General features: G+C 74.6%; 17 protein-coding genes. 6 read left to right on the top strand and 11 right to left on the bottom strand.

From position 1 onward, the window contains the following. Positions 1–25: 25 nt before the first annotated feature. Both K2224_RS10185 and K2224_RS10180 read left to right on the top strand, forming a co-directional pair. On the top strand, positions 26–838 hold the full coding sequence (locus K2224_RS10185; RefSeq protein ID WP_221906252.1) for an RDD family protein: 813 nt from the start codon (positions 26–28) through the stop codon (positions 836–838). Positions 839–958: 120 nt separating this feature from the next. Then, complete coding sequence (locus K2224_RS10180; protein ID WP_221906251.1) at positions 959–1,549, top strand: hypothetical protein; 591 nt, start codon at positions 959–961, stop codon at positions 1,547–1,549. A gap of 75 nt (positions 1,550–1,624) precedes the next feature. On the opposite strand, the gene purH is transcribed toward K2224_RS10180, so the two are convergent. Together purH and purN are read right to left on the bottom strand one after the other, a co-directional pair. Then, on the bottom strand, positions 1,625–3,205 hold the full coding sequence (gene purH, locus K2224_RS10175) for a bifunctional phosphoribosylaminoimidazolecarboxamide formyltransferase/IMP cyclohydrolase (protein ID WP_260692465.1): 1,581 nt from the start codon (positions 3,203–3,205) through the stop codon (positions 1,625–1,627). After that, a complete protein-coding gene (purN, locus tag K2224_RS10170; protein ID WP_221906250.1) occupies positions 3,202–3,846 on the bottom strand; it encodes a phosphoribosylglycinamide formyltransferase in 645 nt (214 codons plus the stop codon). Before purN ends, purH begins: the two co-directional genes overlap by 4 nt. A gap of 295 nt (positions 3,847–4,141) precedes the next feature. On the opposite strand from purN, the gene K2224_RS10165 reads away from it, so the two are divergent. Beyond that, entirely contained in the window at positions 4,142–5,065 is a 924-nt protein-coding gene (locus K2224_RS10165) for a hypothetical protein (RefSeq protein WP_399018195.1), read from the top strand. A 27-nt stretch (positions 5,066–5,092) separates the two neighbouring features. Here K2224_RS10165 and K2224_RS41340 read toward each other — a convergent pair whose 3' ends face one another. Continuing rightward, on the bottom strand, positions 5,093–6,913 hold the full coding sequence (locus tag K2224_RS41340) for a DUF6350 family protein (RefSeq protein WP_313904768.1): 1,821 nt from the start codon (positions 6,911–6,913) through the stop codon (positions 5,093–5,095). 97 nt (positions 6,914–7,010) lie between these two features. On the opposite strand from K2224_RS41340, the gene K2224_RS10155 reads away from it, so the two are divergent. Further along, a complete protein-coding gene (locus K2224_RS10155; RefSeq protein WP_260692463.1) occupies positions 7,011–8,036 on the top strand; it encodes a hypothetical protein in 1,026 nt (341 codons plus the stop codon). A 119-nt stretch (positions 8,037–8,155) separates the two neighbouring features. Here K2224_RS10155 and sucD read toward each other — a convergent pair whose 3' ends face one another. From sucD to K2224_RS10120, 7 genes are all read right to left on the bottom strand, one after another. Beyond that, positions 8,156–9,040 (bottom strand): succinate--CoA ligase subunit alpha, encoded by an 885-nt coding sequence (sucD, locus tag K2224_RS10150; protein ID WP_221906249.1) that lies wholly within the window; start codon positions 9,038–9,040, stop codon positions 8,156–8,158. A 21-nt stretch (positions 9,041–9,061) separates the two neighbouring features. Then, on the bottom strand, positions 9,062–10,240 hold the full coding sequence (gene sucC, locus K2224_RS10145) for an ADP-forming succinate--CoA ligase subunit beta (RefSeq protein ID WP_221906248.1): 1,179 nt from the start codon (positions 10,238–10,240) through the stop codon (positions 9,062–9,064). Positions 10,241–11,008: 768 nt separating this feature from the next. Continuing rightward, a complete protein-coding gene (locus K2224_RS10140) occupies positions 11,009–12,139 on the bottom strand; it encodes a hypothetical protein (RefSeq protein ID WP_221906247.1) in 1,131 nt (376 codons plus the stop codon). A gap of 91 nt (positions 12,140–12,230) precedes the next feature. Continuing rightward, positions 12,231–13,121 (bottom strand): hypothetical protein, encoded by an 891-nt coding sequence (locus tag K2224_RS10135; protein ID WP_221906246.1) that lies wholly within the window; start codon positions 13,119–13,121, stop codon positions 12,231–12,233. 133 nt (positions 13,122–13,254) lie between these two features. Further along, entirely contained in the window at positions 13,255–14,448 is a 1,194-nt protein-coding gene (locus K2224_RS10130; protein WP_221906245.1) for a VWA domain-containing protein, read from the bottom strand. Further along, positions 14,445–17,027, bottom strand: coding sequence for a DUF5682 family protein (locus tag K2224_RS10125; RefSeq protein ID WP_221906244.1), 2,583 nt, complete (start codon positions 17,025–17,027; stop codon positions 14,445–14,447). Before K2224_RS10125 ends, K2224_RS10130 begins: the two co-directional genes overlap by 4 nt. Then, positions 17,024–18,151, bottom strand: a complete 1,128-nt coding sequence (locus K2224_RS10120; RefSeq protein WP_221906243.1) for an AAA family ATPase — start codon at positions 18,149–18,151, stop codon at positions 17,024–17,026. Before K2224_RS10120 ends, K2224_RS10125 begins: the two co-directional genes overlap by 4 nt. Before the next feature lie 288 nt (positions 18,152–18,439). Between K2224_RS10120 and K2224_RS10115 the strand changes: the two genes are divergently transcribed. Further along, positions 18,440–19,588 (top strand): hypothetical protein, encoded by a 1,149-nt coding sequence (locus K2224_RS10115; protein ID WP_221906242.1) that lies wholly within the window; start codon positions 18,440–18,442, stop codon positions 19,586–19,588. Positions 19,589–19,742: 154 nt separating this feature from the next. Beyond that, a complete protein-coding gene (locus tag K2224_RS10110) occupies positions 19,743–21,452 on the top strand; it encodes a DUF5691 domain-containing protein (protein WP_260692462.1) in 1,710 nt (569 codons plus the stop codon). Positions 21,453–21,618: 166 nt separating this feature from the next. Here the strand turns inward: K2224_RS10110 and K2224_RS10105 are convergent, their stop codons facing one another. Next, positions 21,619–22,029, bottom strand: coding sequence for a cobalamin B12-binding domain-containing protein (locus tag K2224_RS10105; protein ID WP_221909553.1), 411 nt, complete (start codon positions 22,027–22,029; stop codon positions 21,619–21,621). Positions 22,030–22,342: the final 313 nt, after the last annotated feature.

Genomic DNA, 22,342 nt, shown 5'->3' with positions numbered 1-22,342 from the left:
GACACCAACGGAGGAAAGCAGCACCATGAGCTTCGGTGACCCGAACAACCCGTACGGCCAGCCGCCGCAGGCCCCCCAGGGGCCGTACGGTCAGCCGCCGCAGGCTCCCCAGGGCCCGTACGGCCAGCAGCCGCCGGCCCCGCCGCAGGGCGGTCAGCCCGGCTACGGCTACCCCCAGCAGGGCGCCCCGCAGCAGCCCCAGCAGCCGTACGGCTACCCCCAGCAGGGCCAGGTCCCGCCGCAGGGCCAGCCGGGCTACGGCTATGCGCAGCAGCCGGCGGCCCCCTACGGCCAGCCGGGCATGCCGGGGATGCCGTCGGGTTACGCGAGCTGGGGTGCGCGGGTCGGCGCCCTGCTGATCGACTTCCTCATCGTCGGCCTGGTGCCGGTCATCCTCTACGTCATCGCCTTCGCCGTGGCGGCCGGCTCGGCGAGCTCGGCCAGCAGCTCGGCCAGCTCGGCCGCCTCCAGCTGCCCGCCGGGGGACTACAGCTGCCTCAACCACGCCTACGAGTCGGCCACGACGTCGAGCACGCCGGCCATCTTCTTCATCCTCATCGGGATCGCGTGGCTGATCGGCGTGAGCGGCGGCTTCTTCCTCATGGCGAAGGAAGGCGGTACCGGTCAGACCCCGGGCAAGAAGGCGCTGGGCATCAAGGTCATCAAGGAGACCACCGGCCAGCCCATGGGCTTCGGCATGACCTTCGTCCGCTACCTCTGCCGCGGCCTGAACGGCGCGCTGTGCGGCATCGGCTGGCTGTGGCCGCTGTGGGACGAGAAGAACCAGACGTTCGCGGACAAGATCGTCGGCACGGTGGTCGTCGAGGCTCCCAAGTAATGCCATAACGGGCCGCACTACCTGCCCCGCACAGCCCAGTGAAGGCCCCCTCGCAGCAGCGATCGGGGGCCTTCACGGCGCTCGCCGATACCGCTCCAAGTCGTCTGAAGGGCACCGCTCGTGAGTTATCCCAACCCCAACCCCAACCCCTACGGCCCTCCACCGGGCCAGCAGCCCGGTTACGGCTATCCCCAGCAGCCGCAGCAGCCGCAGCAGCCGATGGCCCCGTACAGCCCGTACCCGGGCGGTCCGTACGCGGGCGGTCCGATGCCCGCGGCGCAGATGCCGTACCCGACGGTGATGCCGAGCAGCGTCAAGACGGCCCGGGTGATGCTGTTCGTGCTCGCCGGGCTGAACCTCATCGGCCTGGTCCTGTCGGTGGTCATGCTGGGCGTCTTCAGCAAGGCGTCGCACGAGGCGTCGTCCTCCCCGTACGCGGACTCGTCCGCATTCGCGGTCACCAAGGGCTTCGCGATCGCGGCCATCGTGGTCATCGTGATCTTCACGGCCGCCGCGCTTACGCTCGCCGCCCAGTTCGGCAACGGCAGCAACGGTGTCCGCATCAGCACCATCGTCTTCGGCGCCGGCACCACCTTGCTGAGCTTCGCCTCCTTCCCGCTCGGCCTGATCCACACGGCGCTGGGCATCACAGTGATCGTCATGGCCTCCAAGGACGAGAGCAAGTCCTGGTTCAGCAGGCCGCGTCACTAGGCACCGCGCAAACAGCGGCGGAGGGCCGCACCCCGAAGTGACGGGGTGCGGCCCTCCGCGCGTGACCGGTCCGGCTCAGTGGAAGAAGTGCCGGGTACCGGTGAAGTACATCGTCACGCCGGCCTTCTGGGCGGCCTCGACGACCAGTTCGTCACGGATCGAGCCGCCCGGCTGGACGATCGCCCGCACCCCGGCGCCGATGAGGATCTCCGGCCCGTCGGGGAACGGGAAGAAGGCGTCGGAGGCCGCGTAGGAGCCGCGCGCCCGCTCCTCGCCCGCGCGCTCCACGGCGAGCTTGCAGGAGTCGACGCGGTTGACCTGGCCCATGCCGACGCCGACCGAGGCGCCGTCCTTGGCGAGCAGGATCGCGTTGGACTTGACGGCCCGGCACGCCTTCCAGGCGAAGGCCAGCTCCTGGAGCTCCTCGGGGGAGAGCGCCTCGCCGGTCGCCAGCGTCCAGTTGGCCGGGTCGTCGCCGTCGGCCTGGAGCCGGTCGGTGACCTGGAGCAGCACACCGCCGTCGATCTGCTTGGCCTCGACCCGGTTGCAGGGCGCGCTCGGGGCCTTCAGCACACGGAGGTTCTTCTTCTTGGCGAGGGCCTCCAGGGCCCCCTCCTCGTAGTCCGGGGCGACGATGACCTCGGTGAAGATGCCGGCGACCTGCTCGGCCAGCTCCTTGCTGACCGGCCGGTTCACGGCGATCACGCCGCCGTACGCGGAGACCGGGTCGCAGGCGTGCGCCTTGCGGTGCGCCTCGGCGACATCCGAACCGACCGCGATACCGCAGGGGTTGGCGTGCTTGATGATCGCGACGCACGGCTCGTCGTGGTCGTACGCGGCACGGCGGGCGGCGTCCGTGTCCGTGTAGTTGTTGTACGACATCTCCTTGCCGTGCAGCTGCTCGGCGGCCGCGAGGCCGGCTGAGCCGTCGACGTAGAGGGCCGCGTCCTGGTGCGGGTTCTCGCCGTAGCGCAGGGTGTTCTCGCGCTCGTAGATGGCGCCGAGGAAGTCGGGGAAGGAGGACTCGTCCACGGGGGCGTAGGACGAGGCGAACCAGGAGGCGACGGCCACGTCGTAGGCGGCGGTGTGCCGGAACGCCTCGGCGGCCAGGCGCTTGCGGGCGGCCAGGTCGAACCCGCCGCCGTTGACGGCCGCGAGGACGTCGGCGTAGCGCTCGGGGCTGGTGACCACGGCGACCGAGGGGTGGTTCTTGGCGGCGGCGCGGACCATCGAGGGGCCGCCGATGTCGATCTGCTCGACGCACTCGTCCGGCGAGGCGCCGGAGGCGACCGTCTCGCGGAACGGGTAGAGGTTGACGACGACCAGGTCGAACGGCTCCACGCCCAGCTCGGCGAGCTGCTCGCGGTGGGGCTCCAGCCGCAGGTCGGCGAGGATGCCGGCGTGCACCTTGGGGTGCAGGGTCTTGACCCGGCCGTCGAGGCACTCGGGGAAGCCGGTGAGCTCCTCGACCTTGGTGACCGGCACCCCGGCGGCGGCGATCCGCCCGGCCGTCGACCCGGTCGAGACCAGCTGGACGCCCGCCGCGTGCAGCCCCTGGGCCAGCTCCTCCAGCCCGGACTTGTCGTAGACGCTGACCAGCGCGCGGCGGATGGGCCGCTGCGTACCTTCGGTGGCGATGCCTTCGGTGGCGGTCACGAGATACGTACCTTTCGTCCCTCTATGTGGTAGCCGTGCCGGGCCAGACGCCCCACGACATCGACGAGCAGTGATCGCTCGACTTCCTTGATGCGCTCATGCAGCGCGGATTCGTCGTCCTCCGCCCGGACCTCGACCACGCCCTGGGCGATGATCGGGCCGGTGTCGACGCCGTCGTCGACGAAGTGGACGGTGCAGCCGGTGACCTTCGCGCCGTACGCGAGCGCGTCGCGCACACCGTGGGCACCGGGAAAGCTGGGCAGCAGCGCCGGGTGGGTGTTGACCGTCCGGCCGCCGAAGCGGGCCAGGAAGTCCTTCCCGAGGATCTTCATGAAGCCGGCCGAGACCACCAGGTCGGGGGCGTGCGCGGCGGTCGCCTCGGTGAGCGCCGCGTCCCAGGCCGCGCGGTCCGGGTAGTCCCTGACCCGGCAGACGAACGTCGGCAGCCCGGCCCGCTCGGCGCGCTCCAGGCCGGCGATCCCGGTGCGGTCGGCGCCCACCGCGACGATCTCGGCGCCGTATGCGGCGGCACCCTCCTCGGCGATGGCGTCGAGCAGCGCCTGGAGGTTGGTGCCCGAACCGGAGACGAGTACCACGATGCGGGCCGGGGCGGAGCGAGCGGGAAGAGAGGAGGGGGCCACGGTGGGGTCTTTCTCGCCGGGTCTTGCGGGTCTGGGGTGCTGTGCGGGGCTCTGCGGTCTTTCGGGGTCCTACGGTCTTTGTGCGGTCGTACAAAGCCAGGGGTTTCGCGAATCCGGGGAACCCTACGAACGCGCCGACCGTCAGCAACGATACCGGCACACCGCGCGGCCCCCGCGGGACGGGGGCGGGCACGGGAGGTAGCGTCGGGCGGGAGAACGCATGCAGTTCATGGTGACCGTCCGCCCGGCCCACCCGCCGGACGGACGCCCGCGACAAGGGGAAGACTCACTCCAGATGCCGGACCGACGCCGCCGCGCGGCTCTCCTCCTCGCTCCCCCGGCCGTCGCCGGGTGGTGCCCCCAGCCCGCCACCGACCCAGGGGTGGTCGTCCTGCCGCGCGAGCGCAAGTCGTCGTCCGCCCCGGGCTCACCGTCCGCCGGCGGCCCGGACCCGTCCTCCTCCGACCGGGACGACAACCCCTTCGCACCGCCGCCGGCCGGCACCCCCGACCAGGAGTGGCGACCGCGTCCCCACCTCACGGGGCAGGCCCAGGGCGACGGTGACGGTGACGAGGAGCAGCGGCCGCAGGACCAGCCGCCGGCCTGGGGCAGCCAGTGGAGCAGCCGCCAACCGGGCCGGCAGGGCGGCGGGTTCGGCACCCGGCCCGGCCGGGGCGGCGGTCAGGGCGGGCAGGGCGGTCCGGGCGGATCCGGCGGACCGGGCGGGCAGGGCGGCGGCCCCGGCGGGCTGCGCTGGGACCCCACCGACCCGCTCCAGCGGCGGGCCCGCTACGCCCTGCTGGCCGGGATGTGGGCGTTCTTCTTCGTGCTCTTCAGCCTGCCGGAGGTGGCGCTGCTGCTGGGTGCGCTCTCCCTCTACTGGGGCGTCAGCGCACTGCGCGGCAAGGCCGAACCGAAGAAGGCGAACGCCACGGCGCCGGAGGGGCGTCCGGCCGGCGGCGCCACCCCGCCCCCGCCGGGCCGGCCCGGCGGCGCACCGGCCGCCACGACCCGGCCGCAGACCACCGCCGCGATCGCCGGCCTGGTGACCGCCTCGCTGGCGCTGATGATGGTGGCCGCGACGTTCACCGTGCAGGTCGTCTACCGCGACTACTTCACCTGCGTGAACGACGCGCTGACGCAGGCGGCGAGCAAGTCCTGCGAGCGGCTCCTGCCGCCGCAGCTCCGGCCGCTGCTCAGTCAGCAGCAGCAACAGTAGGGACCGGGCGCGCCCGGGCGCGCGCCCTCAGGCGGCGGACTCCTGGTCGCCGCCCCGGCCGTCCTCGGTCCGACCGTCCTCGGTCCGGTCGCCCTTGGTCGGGTCGGGCTTGGCCGGGTCGGCCTTGACCGGGTCAGCCTTGATGGGGCCGTCCTCGGTCCGGTCGTCCTTGCCGCGGCGGGCCTTCTCCCGGCGGCCCTTGGCGCGGGCGGTCCACCGGCCCGCCGCTCGGCCCGCCCGCCGTTCGCTTCCACGGCCCCCGCTCGGCTCGTCGATCGGGGCCGCCGGGTCCTCCGGCGTCGAGCCGGCCGTCGGGACCGGCGTCACGTCCGACACCAGGTCCGGCGTCGTCGGGTCCGCCGTCGTCGGGTCCGGCTCCCGGCTCGACTCCCCGCTCGACTCCGGGATCAACTCCCCGGCCGGCTCCGGGATCGGCTCCTGGCTCGGCTCCGTGCCCGGCTCCGTGCCCGGCTTCGTGCCCGGCTCCGGTTCGGTCGTCCGGCCGCGGCGGAACAGGAGGCCGGGCAGGGCTCGGAGGCTCGGCCCGCGGCCCTCGACCGCCCGCCGCCGGCCCCGCCGCCAGACGCGCAGCCCCAGCGTCCCGGGCACCCCGGCCAGCGCCGTCCAGCCCGCCGCCACGGGGCCGATGAGCCATCCGGCGGGCCCGAACGACGCGAGCGCACCCTCGCCCAACGACCCGCCGGCCAGGCCGCCGAGGACCCCCGTCGCCACCCCGCAGAGCACCGCCGCCACGGTCGCCGTGCCGGCCGTCCGCCCCCAGGAACGGTGGCCGTCCCCGGCCGCGTAACGGGCCAGCAGCACCGTCGCGGACGCCGGCACCACCAGGGCCGGCGCGATCTGCCACCAGGTTCCGGGCCCCGGGGCCGGCAGCCCGCTGAGCAGCGGGAAGTGCGGCAGCGCGGGGCGCGGCGAGGTGGCCAGCGGTCCGACCGCGGTGCCCGCGCCGACGGTGAAACCGGGCCCGAGTCCGTACGCGGCGCCCCAGACGGCCGCGTTGGGGAGCAGCGCGAGACAGAGCAGCAGCACCGTGCAGCGGCCCTGCCAGTCGGGGGCGAGCTGCCCCAGGTCGTCGGCGAACCGCCCCGGGTGCAGGGCCAGTCCGAGGAGCACGAGCACCGTGCCCGAGGCGAGCAGCCCGAGGGTGGCGGCGGCGGCCGCGCGCAGCGCGGTGTCGAGCCGGGGGCCGGTGAGGGCGGCCCGGAGGGCGTCGGGCAGCGCCCGGAAGGCGCTCCGCACCCGCGCCGGCAGCAGCGCCGCGGCGTCCCGGCCGAGGAGCCGCCAGGCGGTCGCGCCGAGCGTGGCGGCGGCGGTGCCGGGGACGGCGAGCAGCGCGGAGAGCGGCGCGGCGGTCAGCCGGCCGGTCGAGGCGTAGACCAGCGCGGCGGCGGCGACCAGCAGGTATCCGGCCAGCAGGGCGCCGAGCAGGGTGCGCGGAGCGACCGCGGTGCCGTCGTCACGGCGCTGGTCGGCGGCGGTGGCCAGGGTGTCCCGGGCGGCGCGGTGGACCAGCCAGACGGGGAGGACGCACAGCAGCAGCGGGGACACCGCGAGCGGCGCCGCGGTCCCGGACAGCGTCGTCTCGCGGACCAGGCCGCCGCCGTGCGCCATGAACCAGAGCCCGGCGGCCAGGTGCAGCGCCCGGGAGGGGCCGCTGTCGGGGTACGGGGAGGCGACCCAGAGCAGCAGGACGGCGACCGCGAGCGCGCCGAGGCCGAGTCCGGCGGCGGTCACCCCGCTGACGACCGCGGCGGCGATCGCGGACGAGCGCTGCGCGGCGGTCCGGCCGTGCGAGGACAACGGGGTGCCGCGTTCGGTCAACTGGCTCACACGGTCATGCTGCCAATAACGCCCCTTTCCGCCACGTACCGGGCATCCGTCCGACGTGTCGCGCGCGCTCCGCGGCCCGCGTTTCCAGACTTCCGGTATGAGCGAGCACGACCGGCGGCAGCCCCCGACCACCCCCGACACCCCGCACGACGCCACTCCCCTCACCACTCCCGTCACCGACTCCGTCACCACCCCCGCAACCGCCTTCGCCACCGACTCAAATACGGGCAATCAAGCCTTAGTTGACTGCCAGTCAGAGCATTTCGACGCACTGTACGGTGCGCACGCCGGGCCGCTGATCCGGCAGGCGCTGCTGCTCACCGGGCGGGCCCGGCTCGCCCGGCGAGCCGTCGAGCGGGCGTTCCAGACGGCCTGGCAGCGGTGGCCGGAGGTGGTGGCGGATCCGGACCCGGTGGGGTGGGTGCGGGCGGCCGCGTACGAGTACGCGCTGGCGCCGTGGCGGCGGCTGTTCCCCGGGCTGCGGCCCACCGAGCGTCCCGGGCCCGGGACGCCCGCGCCGCCGCCGGCCGCGCCGGAGGATCATGCGCTGCTGACCGCGGTGCTGGCGCTGCCCGTCCCCTACCGCCGGGCGCTGCTGCTGCACGACGGTGTGGGGTTGGGGCTGCACGAGACCGCGGCGGAGGTGGAGGCCACCACGCCGGCCGCGACCGGGCGGCTGACGCATGCCCGGGAGTGCCTGGCCGAGCGACTGCCGGAGCTGGGGCTGAAGGGGCTGCCGCCGGACCGGCAGGGCGCGGTGCTGCACGCACGGCTGGGCGCGTTGGCGGCGCTGCGCCCGGTGGTGGTGCCGCCGGCGCGGGAGGTGCGGACCGAGGCGGAGCGGCGGGCCCGGTTGACCACCCGTACGGGGTTCGGGGCGGCCGGGCTGCTGGCGGTGGCGGCGCTGGCGGTGTCGCTGAGCACACCGGACGGCTACCGGCCGCCGCCGCGGCGCCCGGCGGTCGCGGCCCCGTCCTCGGCGCCGGGGCCGGCGGCCCAACAGGCGGACCGGCCGCAACGGTCCGGCCCGAAGAGCGGGCACGGGGGCCGGGAGGCCGGGCACCACGCCCGGCGCGACCGGGCACTGCCGAACGGCGCCCGGCTCACCCCCGACGCCCGGTGAACGGAGCGCACCCCGGCACCCGCCGGAAGCGGAACGGCCGTGGGCCCGCACCCGGAAAGGGTGCGGGCCCACGGCCGTCATACGGTGCCGCCGCGGCGGTACGCGGACGAGCGCGCGGTTCAGCCGCCCAGGATCTCGCGGGCCAGCAGCGCGGTCTCGGACGGGGTCTTGCCGACCTTCACGCCCGCGGCCTCCAGGGCCTCCTTCTTCGCCTGGGCGGTGCCGGACGAGCCGGACACGATGGCGCCGGCGTGGCCCATCGTCTTGCCCTCGGGCGCGGTGAAGCCCGCGACGTAGCCGACGACCGGCTTGGTGACGTTGGCCTTGATGAAGTCGGCCGCCCGCTCCTCGGCGTCGCCGCCGATCTCGCCGATCATCACGATCAGGTCGGTGTCGGGGTCGGCCTCGAACGCCTCCAGGGCGTCGATGTGGGTGGTGCCGATGACCGGGTCGCCACCGATGCCGACGGCCGACGAGAAGCCGATGTCACGCAGCTCGTACATCATCTGGTAGGTCAGCGTGCCGGACTTCGACACCAGGCCGATGCGGCCGGGCTTGGTGATGTCGCCCGGGATGATGCCGGCGTTGGACTGGCCCGGGGTGATCAGACCGGGGCAGTTCGGGCCGATGATCCGGGTCTTGTTGCCCTTGGACTTGGCGTACGCCCAGAAGGCGGCGGAGTCGTGCACCGCGATGCCCTCGGTGATGACGACGGCCAGCGGGATCTCGGCGTCGATCGCCTCGACGACGGCGGCCTTGGCGAAGGCCGGCGGGACGAAGAGGACGGAGACGTTGGCGCCCGTCTTCTCCATCGCCTCCTTGACGGAACCGAAGACCGGGACGGACGTGCCGTCGAAGTCGACCTCGGTGCCCGCCTTGCGCGGGTTCACGCCGCCGACGATGTTGGTGCCGTCACCGAGCATGAGCTTGGTGTGCTTCATGCCGGTGGCGCCGGTCATCCCCTGGACGATGACCTTGCTGTCCTTGGTGAGGAAGATAGCCATGGTTGTTGGAGTCCTCGTCCCTTACTTGGCCGCGGCCAGCTCGGCGGCCTTGTCGGCCGCACCGTCCATCGTGTCCACACGCTGCACCAGCGGGTGGTTGGCGTCCGAGAGGATCTTGCGACCCAGCTCGGCGTTGTTGCCGTCGAGGCGGACGACCAGCGGCTTGGTGACGTTCTCGCCCTTGGACTTCAGCAGCTCCAGGGCCTGCACGATGCCGTTGGCGACCTCGTCGCAGGCGGTGATGCCGCCGAAGACGTTGACGAACACGGACTTCACGTCCGGGTCGCCGAGGATGATCTCCAGGCCGTTGGCCATGACCTCGGCGGACGCGCCGCCGCCGATGTCGAGGAAGTTGGCGGGCTTGACGCCACCGTGGTTCTCACCGGCGTAGGCGACGACGTCCAGGGTGCTCATGACGAGACCCGCGCCGTTGCCGATGATGCCGACCTGGCCGTCGAGCTTGACGTAGTTCAGGCCCTTGGCCTTGGCCGCGGCCTCGAGCGGGTTGGCCGCCGCCTTGTCCTCCAGGGCCTCGTGCTCCGGCTGACGGAACTCGGCGTTGGCGTCCAGGGAGACCTTGCCGTCGAGGGCGAGGACGTCACCGGAGGCGACCTTGGCCAGCGGGTTGACCTCGACGAGGAGGGCGTCCTCCTTGACGAAGGTCTGCCACAGGGTGACCAGCACCTCGGCGACCTGCTCGGCGACCTCGGCCGGGAACTGCGCCTGGGCGACGATCTCGCGGGCCTTCTCGATGGAGACGCCCTCGTTGGCGTCGACCGGGACCTTGGCGAGCTTCTCGGGGGTCGTCGCGGCGACCTCCTCGATGTCCATGCCGCCCGCGACCGAGGCCATGGCCAGGAAGGTGCGGTTGGTGCGGTCGAGGAGGTAGGAGACGTAGTACTCCTCGGCGATCTCCGGAGCCGTCTCGGCGATCATCACCTTGTGGACCGTGTGGCCCTTGATGTCCATGCCCAGGATGTCCGTCGCGCGCGCGACGGCCTCGTCCGGGGTGGCGGCCAGCTTGACGCCGCCGGCCTTGCCGCGACCGCCGACCTTGACCTGCGCCTTGACGACAGACCGGCCCCCCAGCCGCTCGGTCACCTCGCGCGCCGCCTCAGGCGTGTCGATGACTTCACCGGCCAGCACCGGTACACCGTGCTTGGCGAAGAGGTCCCTCGCCTGGTACTCGAACAGGTCCACGCGCGTCCGTCCCTTGTCTTCTCAGAATCGCCGTAGTGATCGCGGTTCGTTCGTCTGCGATGGGCGTGCCGCGAAGGGCAACGTGACGGCGCTGTCACAGGGGAGGCGTATACACGGTGTCCGGATACGCGGCATGTCCGTCTCGCAGCGTATCGCCGCTGGACATGCGTCCCTAAATCACAGATCACACTCCGGCGGTGATTACGGTCACAGATCTTTTGGCCAACGTGCGGCGCCGCCCCTTTTCCGCAGGGATGCCTCGGCGCGTCGAGCGCATTTCACAGGCCCGACCGGGCCCGCGTGAGGCTTCGCCGTCATCTGCCGTACACGGAGCCGCCGTGCGCCGTTCGTGGCGGGGCGGGTGGAGCGAGGCGGGCGGGGCGGTGCGGACGGGTGGGGTGGACATCGGGTTTGGGCTCTCGGAGCCGGCGCGCATCCCTCGGTCCGGTGGTAACTCCCGTTCCTGGAACGGGAATACGCCGCCTGCCGCAGCACGTTGCGGCCCCGAAGGGGGGCCTTGCGTCCCCTAGGGAATCCGTTCGCCTCCCCCTTACGGGAGACGCCCCGCCCTCCCCGCCCTCCCCCCGCACGCACGAAAAAGCCGGGTGGCCCTCCCCCACAGAGGGCCACCCGGCGTCTTTCACTGGGCGGTGCGCAACGATCCCCACATCTCTGCGACCGCCTCATCCGGCGTCCCGCGTGCCCCGGTTTCCCGACCGCCGCCGCGGCCGTTTCACCGGTGCACTCCCTACGGGTCCGCCGGACGGCTCAGAGACCCTGCACGGGAAGCGCGGGCACCGCCGGGATGTTGGCGGCGTTGGTCAGGTCGGCGAGGTTCGCGGGCACGGCCGGGGCCAGGCCCTGGGCGCCGGCGACGGTGGTGGTCGCGGTGCCCTTGGCGTCCGTCACCACGACGGTGGTCAGGCCCTGCCCGAACGGCACCGCGTCGCCGCCCACGCCCTGCGCGAGCATGGTGGCCTGACCGGCGATGCCCTGTGCGAACGGCACCGCCTGGCCCTGCGCGCCCTGCGCGAACACCTGGACGCGGCCGCTGACGAGGGTCACGAACGGGGTGGCCTGGCCGGCGGCGTCACCGGCGAGCACGCCCACGTTGCCGACCGCGCCCTGGGCGACCGGCAGGACCTTGGCGACGGCGCGGCCGGCGACCGGCGGCAGCACGTCGGCGGCGGTGCGGTCGACGACCGGACGCGCGGTGGCCAGGGCGCCCTGGGCCTGCTTGGTCAGCTGCTCGGGACGCAGACCCGCACCGGCGAGACCGGCCAGCAGGTTGTCGGCGGAACCCGGGGCCTTGGGCAGGCCGGGGACCTTGGGCAGCGCCGGGACGCCGGGCAGGCCCTTGGGCAGACCGCCGGGCAGCTTGGCGGCGGGCACGCCCGGGACGGCCGGCAGCTTCGGCAGCGCGGGCAGCTTGCCGTCCACCAGCTTGCCGGCCTTGCCCAGGTCGGCGTGGTCGGCGACCTTGCCGACCTGCTTGACGGTCTTCGTGGCCTGCTTGGCGTCGACGGCCTTCTGGACGTCGCCGGTGTTCAGGCCGGACGGGCCGGCACCGCCGACGAGCTTGCGCACGCCGTCCACGACGCCGCCGACCTGCGGAAGCCGACCGGTGGGCAGCTTGTCGGCCGACACACCGCCGCCGAGGACCCCGGTCGCCTTGCCGGCCACGCCGTTCACGGTGGCGGTGGCGGTGCCGGCGGCCTTCTGGACGGTGCCGGTGACCGCGCCGGTGGGCAGGTGCCCGGCCGCACCGGTGACGGTTCCGACGGCGGGCAGGTCCGGGGTGGCCGGCAGCTCCGCGGCATTGGCGGCGACCGAACCCAGGGCCCACAGGCCGGTGGCGGTGGCGGCGACGGCGATGGAACGGCGGATATTGGTGCGCATGGTGGTGGTGTCCTTCGAATTCGGGAGGTTCAACGGGCAGACCTGTGCCGCCCCCGCGCGGCAGGTCCTTTCAGACGCGGAGCGGTCTGCCCTAGCCCGGGAATTCGAGGATTTCTTCGGCCCGTCGGCGCGTCGGGGCGCCATCGGCCGTACGGACGCCACCCGGCAGCAGCCGGAAGCGCGGGGAGTCCGCCGGAACGGCGGCGTGCTGGTCCCCACCACGGGGACCGTGGCCGTCGCCCGCGGTGTGCGCGGGCGGCGCGGCCGGACCCTGCGGGCCCTGGCCCGGCAGGTCATGGTGACCGGCGTCCCGCTGCGCGAGCGCGACGGGACGGTGCTGGTGCGGTGCGGCGGCCGGGTGCTGCGGCGCGTAACCGCAGTGCGCCGGGCGGAACACGTGCGAGGCGGCCGGGCCGTCGCCGGCCGGCACTGCGCCCGGACCCGTCGGGGCGCCACCGGGCGTCCCGCCGTGCGCGGGCGTGCCGCCGTCGCCGGGCCGACCCGGGTGGGTGCCGACGGGGAGGTGGACGGGCAGCGCACCGCCGACCGTGTCCCCGATCTCGCCGATCCCCTTGACCACGCCGGCCACCTCGCCCAGCGGGCCGGTGAGCCGTCCGGTGACCGGTGCGGCGGCCCGCTCGGCGGGGCGCACCGCGCCCTCGACCGTGGCCGCCGCGGTGTCGGTACCGCGGGCGATTCCGGCGTCCGCCGCCCGGCTCTGGTGTGCCAACTCGTCCCCGGACTCCGGCAGTCGGCCGGTGCGCCGGGTGGCGGTGGCGCCCTCCGGGGCCTGGGCCCCGGTCAGCGCGGATGCGGCCGGGTGGCCGTCGGCGGGGCTCCGGTCGGCGGCGTGTGCGCCGGTGCCGAAGGCGATGCCGAGGAGGACGAAGCCGATCAGGAAGAGCCCCGACAGCAGTGCGCGCCGTACGGCCACGGTGCGCGGCAGGCGCACGGCGGCAGGCAGGGCGAGCACAGCGGACAAGGAGGGGACCTTCCCATGCGGACGGGGACAGCCGGGCACAGTGCCTCGGTGTCACACCCGTCACGGGTGATCGAGCGATGCCTGATCCTTGCACGACACGCCAGGTGCCGCGCAAGTCCCCCCGGGTTTCCTGTCACCGTTGCTCCGCCATGTCCGGTATGGGCAGCGGCCTCTTCTCCAGTGCGGCCGCCATCACCTCCGGAAACCGGTCGGGCGTGCAGGCGAACGCCGGTGCCCCCAGGGCCGCGAGGGCCGCAGCGTGCTCCCGGTCGTAGGCGGGCGTCCCTTCGTCGGACAGTGCGAGCAGGGTCACGAACTGCACGCCGGACGCCTTCATCGCGGCGACCCGCTTGAGCATCTCGTCGCGTATGCCGCCCTCGTAGAGGTCGCTGATGAGGACGACGACGGTGTCGGCGGGGCGGTGGATCCGCGACTGGCAGTACGCCAGCGCCCGGTTGATGTCCGTACCGCCGCCGAGCTGGGTGCCGAACAGCAGCTCCACCGGGTCGTCCAGGTGGTCCGTCAGGTCGGTGACGGCGGTGTCGAAGACGACCAGCCGGGTGTCGAGGGCCCGTATCGAGGCCAGCACCGCCCCGAACACCGAGGCGTACACCACGGACGCGGCCATCGATCCGGACTGGTCGATGCAGAGCACCACGTCCTTCGCCGCCGCCCGTGCGGCGCGGCCGTATCCGACGAGCCGTTCGGGGACGACGGTGCGGTGTTCCGGGAGGTAGTGCCGGAGGTTGGCACGGATGGTGCGGTCCCAGTCGATGGCGCGGTGCCGGGGGCGGCTGGTCCGGGCGGCGCGGTCCAGCGCCCCGGTGAGCGTGGCCCGGGTGCGGGTGGCCAGCCGCCGCTCCAGCTCCGCGACGACCTTGCGGACGACCGCCCGGGCGGTCTCCCTGGTGGTCTCGGGCATCACCTTGTTCAGGGAGAGCAGGGTGCCCACCAGGTGGACGTCGGCCTCGACGGCCTCCAGCATCTCCGGCTCCAGCAGCAGCGCGGACAGCCCCAGGCGGTCGATGGCGTCCCGCTGCAGCACCCGCACCACGGACGACGGGAAGTAGGTGCGGATGTCGCCCAGCCAGCGGGCGACCTGGGGTGCCGACGCGCCGAGCCCGGCGGCCCGGGTCCCGCCGTCGTCCGGTGCCCCACGGCCCGATCGCCGATGCTGTCGCCGCTGTCCGTAGAGGGCCTCCAGCGCCCCGTCCATCGCGGCGTCCCTGCCGCGCAGTTGGCAGTCGGTGCCGTCCGCTCCGGCCCCGCCCAGCGCCAGCCGCCAGCGGCGCAGCCGCTCCGCGTCCCGGTCGGTCGCACTCGTCATCTCCCCGCCCCCATCACGTAGTTGGTCCCTCGTCGCGGGCCGGTCGTCCTGCCCATGCCGGCCGCGCCCATCTCGATGGCGCCGTGCTCGGGTATGCCCAGCAGGAGGCGGAGGGTGGGGAGGACGGCGGCGGCGCGGTCGCGGTCCAGGCCGGGGCCGAAGCCGGGCGCCGCCGGCTCCGCTAGGCCGGCGCCGGGGTGGCGGGATGCGTCGGACGGGCCGCGGCGGACCAACTCGCCGAGGGTGCGCCGGACTCCGGTGCCGTACGCGGCGAACGTGCGCCGCAGCAGCGGCAGGACGTCGGTGAACGCGGCGTCCGGGACCCGCGTCAGCCAGGTGTCCACCAGTGCCAGCAGCCGCTCGTCGTGGACCAGCAGCAGGCCGCCGTCCGGGCCGCCGACGAAGCCCTCGATCCAGCCCGCGGCGTCGGCGGGCGGGGTGCCGGGCGAGAGGGCGAGTGCCATCAGCCGCTCCGCGCCCTCGCCAGGCAGTCGTCCGTCGTCCAGCAGCAACCGGGTCGCCCGTCCGCGGAGCAGCCCGGGGACGGCCTCCCGTTCGGCGAGCACCCGGAGCACTGCCGCCCAGCGCTCCCGGAGGGACGCGGCCCTGGCCCCGCCGGTCGTCGTCCGGTCCGATGCCTCGCGGTTCTCCCCGATCTCCCCGATCTCCCCGATCTCCCCGTCCTCTCCGCCCTCTTCGTCCTCCCCGTGCCGCTTCTGCCTGTTCTCCCCGCTCCGATCCGTGGCCTGTCCGAGGAGGCCGATGGCCTGGTGGGTGGTGTCGAGGTGGCCGCGCATCTCGTCCGCCCCGTCGGCGTCGAGGCCCGCGCAGGCCGGGGGCAGGCCGACGAAGATCCGGTCGGCCAGGCCCAGTGCCACCTCGCGAAGCCCGCCGGCATCGGTGCCGCGGACGTCCCCGTAGCGCTCCGACCGGACGAGGGCGGGCAGCGCCTGGGCGAGGTGGCCGACGTCGGCGTCGAGGGCCGCGCGGTCCGCCAGGGCCCGCATGACCACGGGCAGGGCGTCGGGCAGCCCGGCGCGCAGACAGCGCTCGGCGAGGGTGGTGATCTCGGCGAGCGTGCCGGCCTCCGCGGCCTCGGCGGCGGCCTTGGCGGTGGCCGCCGCGAGCACGGTCGTGCCCCAGATGCCGGCCTCCGCGACCCGCACCGACAGCTCCGGCTCCCAGCGCAGCCGCCAGGTCTCCCGGAAGGTGCCGGTGCCGCCCCGGGAGCGGACCGGCTCGCCCCAGGGGATGCCGAGCAGCCGCAGCCGGTGCAGCAGTCGACTGCGGCCGGCGTCGGTCTCCTTGCGGAGGTCCAACTCCAGCTCCCGCTCGGCCGCCTCGGGCTTGAGCCGCAACGTCCGCCGGCGGCGGTCGAGGTCCCGTTGGAGGGGGACGGCCGGGGCGTCCTCGGGAACCCGGCCCAGGACGTCGCCGACCACCAGGCGGTCGCGCATCAGTGCGGCGGGGACGTCGGAGCCGTCGCCCATGACGGCGCGGACGGCGTCGTCGAGTTCGGCGAGGCCGGCCAGCGGGCGGCCGCGGACCGCGGCGAGCCCCTCGGCGAGCCGCACCGCCTCGATGACATGCGCGGACGAGACGGCGTAGTCGTCCTCGCGGAGCAGCCGGGCGGCCTTGGTCAGCCAACGCTCCACGGGACGGTCGGGGGCTTCGAAGAGGTGGCCGTACCAGCCGGGTGCGGCGATGCCGGCACCGTAACCGCCGCGCCGGGCGAGCCGCCGGTGGGTCCAGGGCACCCAGGTCAGTGCCGTCCTGATCTTCGGTAGCCCCTTGAGGAGCTGCCGGTCGGCGGCCGCCGTGGGGTGGGGGCCGGAGCGCCGCCGCCCGTCCGGGAGGGCCAGTGCGGGGACGTGCCAGGCGCCGCATACGACGGCGATCGGATCGCCGAACTCCCGCCGTGCGGCGCGGAGTCGGAGTCGCATATGGGCCTCCCGCAGCGCGTCGCGATCACCCCCGCCGTCGCCGTAGGTCGCACGCAACTCCGCCATGGCCTCGGCGAGCGCGGCGAACGGAGCCAGCGCGTCCGTGTCCGTGTCGGCGTCCGCCCCGCGCGTGCCGCGGTGCTCGACCGCGTCCTCCCACCAGCGCTCGGGGTCGTCGTGCCCGGCGGCCCCGGCGAGCATCCGCAGCGGATCCAGCCGCGCGCCCCCTGGCCCTCCCTCCGGCGCCGCCTCCCCCTTCGGTGCCGTCTCCCCGCCCGGCTCCGCCGCCCCGTCCGGCATCGCCAGCGAGTGCGCCGCCGGAAGGTCGATGAAACGCACCGGAACGTCGTGCTCCAGCGCCCAGCGCAGCGCCACCCACTCCGGGGAGAAGGCGGCCAGCGGCCAGAACGCCGCGCGGCCCGGGTCGTCCACGGCGTGCGCCAGCAGGGCGACCGGCGGCCGCATCTCCGGGCGGGCGGCCAGTGGCACCAGGGCGTCCGCCTCCGGTGGTCCCTCGATCAGCACCGCGCGGGGTGCGCACTGCTCCAGGGCGGCCCGCACCGCCCGCGCCGAGCCCGGACCGTGGTGCCGCACCCCGAGCAGCACCGGCCCCGCCGCCCCGCTTCCGCCGGTCATACGCCCACCTCCCGGCAGGCGCGGTAGAAGTCCTTCCAGCCGTCGCGCTCACGGACCACGCTCTCCAGATACTCCTGCCAGACGACGCGGTCGGCGGCCGGATCGCGGACCACCGCGCCGAGGATGCCGGCGGCCATGTCCCCGGGGCGCAACACGCCGTCCCCGAAGTGGGTCGCCAGCGCGAGGCCGTTGGTGACCACCGAAATCGCCTCCGCCGTGGAGAGCGTGCCCGTCGGCGACTTGAGCTTGGTGCGGCCGTCGGCCGTGACGCCGTCCCGCAGCTCGCGGAAGACCGTCACCACGCGGCGGATCTCGTCCATCCCCCCGGGTGCGGGCGGGAGTTGGAGCGAGCGACCGATCTGCTCGACCCGCCGGGCGACGATGTCCACCTCCTCCTCCGGTGTGGCCGGCAGGGGCAGTACGACGGTGTTGAAGCGGCGGCGCAGCGCGCTGGAGAGGTCGTTGACCCCGCGGTCGCGGTCGTTGGCCGTGGCGATCAGGTTGAAGCCGCGGACGGCCTGCACCTCCTGGCCCAGCTCCGGTATCGGCAGGGTCTTCTCCGACAGGATGGTGACGAGGGTGTCCTGGACGTCGGCCGGGATCCGGGTCAGCTCCTCCACCCGAGCGGTCATGCCCTGCGCCATCGCCCGCATCACGGGGCCGGGCACCAGGGCGTCGGCGGTGGGGCCGTGGGCGAGCAACTGGGCGTAGTTCCAGCCGTAGCGGATCGCCTCTTCCGGGGTGCCGGCGGTGCCCTGGACCAGCAGGGTGGAGTCGCCGCTGACCGCCGCCGCCAGGTGCTCCGAGACCCAGGTCTTGGCGGTACCGGGCACGCCGAGCAGCAGCAGCGCGCGGTCGGTGGCGAGGGTCGTCACCGCGACCTCGATGATCCGCCGCGGGCCGACGTACTTGGGCGTGAGGACCGTGCCGTCGGCGAGCGTGCCGCCGAGCAGATACGTCGCGACCGCCCACGGCGAGAGCCGCCAGCGCTCCGGCCGGGGCCGGTCGTCGGCCGCCGCGAGCGCCGCCAGCTCCTGCGCGAAGGCGACTTCGGCGTGCGGTCGCAGTACGTCCCCGGCCGCGGGGCGCGCCCGGTCCTGTGTCGTGTTGCCGTTCTCGCTCATGCTTCCCCCTCGTCGCACGATGTGCGGCCGGCACCCCGCGCGGAACCCGCCGGCCGCTTGCGGTTCCAAGCCTGCACCAGACCACTGACAATCCCCCGAAAACCGGCCTGACCTGGGCAGTTGGCGTCGGCCGAGGGCGATTGTCAGTGGTGCGTCGTAGCGTCGAAGACAGCGAATCCGCAGAGGTTCGAAGCAGGGCGCGGAAGCAGGGCGCGAAAGCAGAGTTCGACGGCAGGGTTCAACGGCAAAGGTTCGACGGGGTTCGACGGAAATCCGCAGGGGGATCGGATGAATCTTCAGGAGGAGAGCAGGGCGATGGACCAGGCGCTCACGCCGACGCCCGGCGGGGCCTCGTGCGCAGCGGGCGAAAGGCTCGCCGCGGCCCGGCAGCGCGCGACTCGCCGCATGCAGCGGATCGGCGCCGGGGCCACGGAGTTGGAGCAGCGGCTGGAGGATCTTCTGCACTCCGGCCTCGCGGCGAACGGCCGCGCCAGCGGGGCCGTCTCGCACATCGACGCCGTCTCGCACACCGGCGCCGCCGCGCACATCGGCACCCCCTCCCACACCGGCACGGACGGAGTCGACGCAGCCGGGCCGGACTCCTGGGAGGAGACCGCCGCCCGAATGGTCGACGCCCAAGCTCCCGGACTCGCCTCCCGGGTACGCGAGTTGGGCGGTCCCACCTTCTCCTCCGGCCCGGACTGGCCGTCCCGCCTACTGGAGGAGTGCGCCCTGCTGCACCTCCTCGACCAGGCATTCCTGGGTCTCGAACGACTCCCGGCCCCGCTGGCCGCGACCGTCCGCGCCCGGGTCGGCCTGACCACGGAGGCCGCGGACGTCCTGTCCGACCCGGACTCGGTGACGATCCGGGACCGCTGGCTCGTGCTCGCCCAACAGGACGGGGAAGAGGGGCTGTTGACCAGTCGTCGGATCTTCCTCCGCGGCGAGCGGACCGGCCGGATGGCGCTGCACCTCTCCTTCGGCGGACCGCACCGTCCTCTGGAGGTGGCTCTGCCACCGGGCCTGCTGCTCGACGCCGATCTGGCCTACTACCCGGGAGCCCGGCCGCTGCGTGTCGCCCTCGGCGAGCGGCACTCCCCCGCGGCCCCGGGGCCGGTCCCGTCCGGCTGTGGCATCGACGCCGCCCTGGTCGCATACGGCCACGCACTGCGCGACGACCCGTGGCTGGACTCCTGGCCGGTGGTGCTCACCGACGTCACCCCCATACCGGGCGGGGAGGGCCGCGGCTGGCAACTGGCCGACGCCGACGGCGAGTCCGCCCTCCCCCTCGACCCAGGCTTCCTGGGGCGTACGGCCCTGTGGCAGCTGGCGGCCATATCGGGCGGCGCACCGGTCACGGTCTTCGGGACCTGCGGCCATCGGGGATTCCTGCCACTGACGGTCTGGGACCCCTCACCGGTGCCGCTGCCCCTGTGACCCGCTGACCCGCTGACCCGCGGCGCGCAGCGCGCACCACAGCGCCACCCACCACACCGCCCCGCCGGCGACAGCCCACTGCCCACCACCCGCCGCGCCGACACCCCGGCGCGCCAGGCCCCCATCCGCGCACCACCCTCCCCGGAGGCAGGGCATGCCAACCACACACACGACATCCAGCGCATCGACGGCACCCACGCCCCCCGCGCAGCCCCCGTTCCCAGACGCCGACGTCTCCGCCACTGCCCCCGCCCCCTGGCCCGACCTGGTGGGCGCCGCGCTCCTCGGTGTCGGGCGGCGTACCCCGCCGGTGGCCGTCCGGGCCGGGCAGAGCCCCGCGGCGGCGCTGCTGGACGCGGCGGCCGTGAGCACCGTGCGGCGGCGCGCCGCGCTGCGCCCCGCGCCGGCCGGTGAGCGGCCGCCCCCGGCCCCCGCCGACCCCCGCCCGCCGCTGCCACCGGCCGCCCGGCGCCGGCTCGGGCTGCTGCTCGCCGACCGCGATCCCGGTTCCGGCGGCCGGCGCGGCACGGACCCCGATCTCACCGAGCTGCTGCCCCAGTGGCTGTCGGCGGCCGACGAGCGCGGCTACCGCGCCCCCGAGGCGCTGCTGCCCGCCTTGTTGGACGCCGCCCGGTCCCGTACGGACCTGCGGCCCGCAGCGCTCGCCCTGGCAGGCCCGCGCGGCCTGTGGCTGGCGCGGCTCAACGCCGACTGGAGGTTCGCGCTCCGCGGCATCGCCGGCGGCCCGCTCTCGCTGCCGGGCGCGGAATCCTCCGAGGCGGTGCGGCAGTTGTGGGAGGAGGGGCTGTTCGCGGAGCGGGTCGCGCTGCTGACATCGATGCGGCGGCGCGACCCGCGGGACGGGCTGGAGCTGCTGGCCGCCACCTGGGCGACCGAGCGCGCCGAGGACCGCCTGATGTTCCTGGACTCGCTCGGCGAATGCCTGGCACCGGCCGACGAGCCGTTCCTGGAGCAGGCGTTGTCCGACCGCAGTCGCAATGTCCGCACCACCGCCGCGGAGCTGCTCTCCGCCCTGCCCGGCTCGGCGCTCGCCGCCCGGATGGCCGAACGGAGCCTGGCCTGCGTCCGCCTGGCCGCCGCCGGCCCGGAGCAGCCGGCCCCCGGCGAGGTCCTCGTCCTCGATCCGCCGCGGGTCTGCGACGCCGGGATGCAGCGGGACGGCGTCGCCCCCAAGCCACCCTCGGGGCGGGGGGAACGCGCCTGGTGGCTGGGCCAGTTGGTGGAGGCGACGCCGCTGGACCGCTGGCCCGTTCACCTGGGCGGCCACAGCCCGGCGGAGATCGTCGGGCTCCCGGTGGCGGGCGACTGGCGTACGGAGCTGCACGACGCCTGGTGCCGCGCCGCGGTGCGCCAGCGGCACGCGGAGTGGGCGCGGGCGCTGCTGGGCGCGCCCGGCGATCCCGGCCGGGCCGCGGCCGAGCTGGCGCCGGCCGGCTCGTCCCGGGATCTGACGAAGCTGCTGACGGCCCTCCCGGGCGATGAACGGGCGGGCTGGGTAGCCGAGTTCATCGCCGTGCACGGCCTGGCGGACGCCTTCCGGATGCTGGGCGTCTGTGCGGTCCCGTGGTCCGAGCCGCTGGGCCGGGCGGTGGTCGACGCACTGGACATCGCCCGGGACGCGGGCAGCTATCCATGGAGCTTCAGCGGGGTGATGGGTCTGGCCGAGCGGTGCCTGGACCCGGCGGCGGCCGACCGGCTGGAGATGCTCACGGCGGTCACGGACGAGCCCGAGGGCGCTTCCCCGGGCTCCGGCGGCTACTGGTCCGAGGCGTTCCAGCGCCTGGTCGGCACGCTCCGCCTGCGCGCCACCATGCACGCCGAGCTCACCGGGGAGGCATCATGACGCCCGCGGCCGCCCACCGCCGGACGGCCCGTACCGCGGGCCCGTACCGCCGACAGCGGCTGGGTCCGCCCCGGGGGCGGACCGGACCACCGTCGCACACGGACCACCGAACGGGCCGCCGTACGGGCCGTCATCCGGGCCGTCCGGGCCGTCGAGCGCGGGCCTCTCAGACGGCCAGCGGGCGCACGTTGGCGTTGACCCACTCGACGATCGAGGCGGTGGTCGCCCCCGGCGTGAAGATCTCCGCGACGCCCTGCTCCTTCAGCGGCGCGATGTCCGCCTCCGGGATGATGCCGCCGCCGAAGACCTTGATGTCCATCGCGTCCCGCTCTTCGAGAAGGGCGAGCACCTTCGCGAAGAGGGTGTTGTGCGCGCCGGAGAGGATGGACAGTCCGATGGCGTCGGCGTCCTCCTGGATCGCGGTGTCGACGATCTGCTCGGGCGTCTGGTGCAGCCCGGTGTAGATCACCTCCATGCCGGCGTCCCGCAGCGCCCGGGCGATGACCTTGGCGCCCCGATCGTGCCCGTCGAGCCCCGGCTTGGCGACGACGACCCGGATCGGCCCCGACCGGCCCACCGCTCCCTGGCCCTCCGACTGCGCCCCGTCCTGCCGCGCCACACTCATCCCTGCCTCCAAGCCATGCGCGACCCCGCCAGGGCGGTGCCGCCGAGCCGACATTCGATCGCGCCACCGCGATCCGGCGGCCACGAGCGTGAACGAACGTTATCTACAGCATCCCGTACGCAGCCGTTTCGTGACATCCGGCGAGGGGGAAATCACACATGGGACACATTCGCCACGCGCCGCGCTCCGCGTGTCGGCCGCCGCCAGGGACGGCCGGCGCCGCACACACGGACCGGGCGTCCGGGGAGCCGCAGCCGGGTCGGCG

This window comes from Streptomyces sp. BHT-5-2, from assembly GCF_019774615.1.
GTDB lineage: Bacteria > Actinomycetota > Actinomycetes > Streptomycetales > Streptomycetaceae > Streptomyces.
This window is presented reverse-complemented; position numbering and strand designations above follow the sequence as displayed.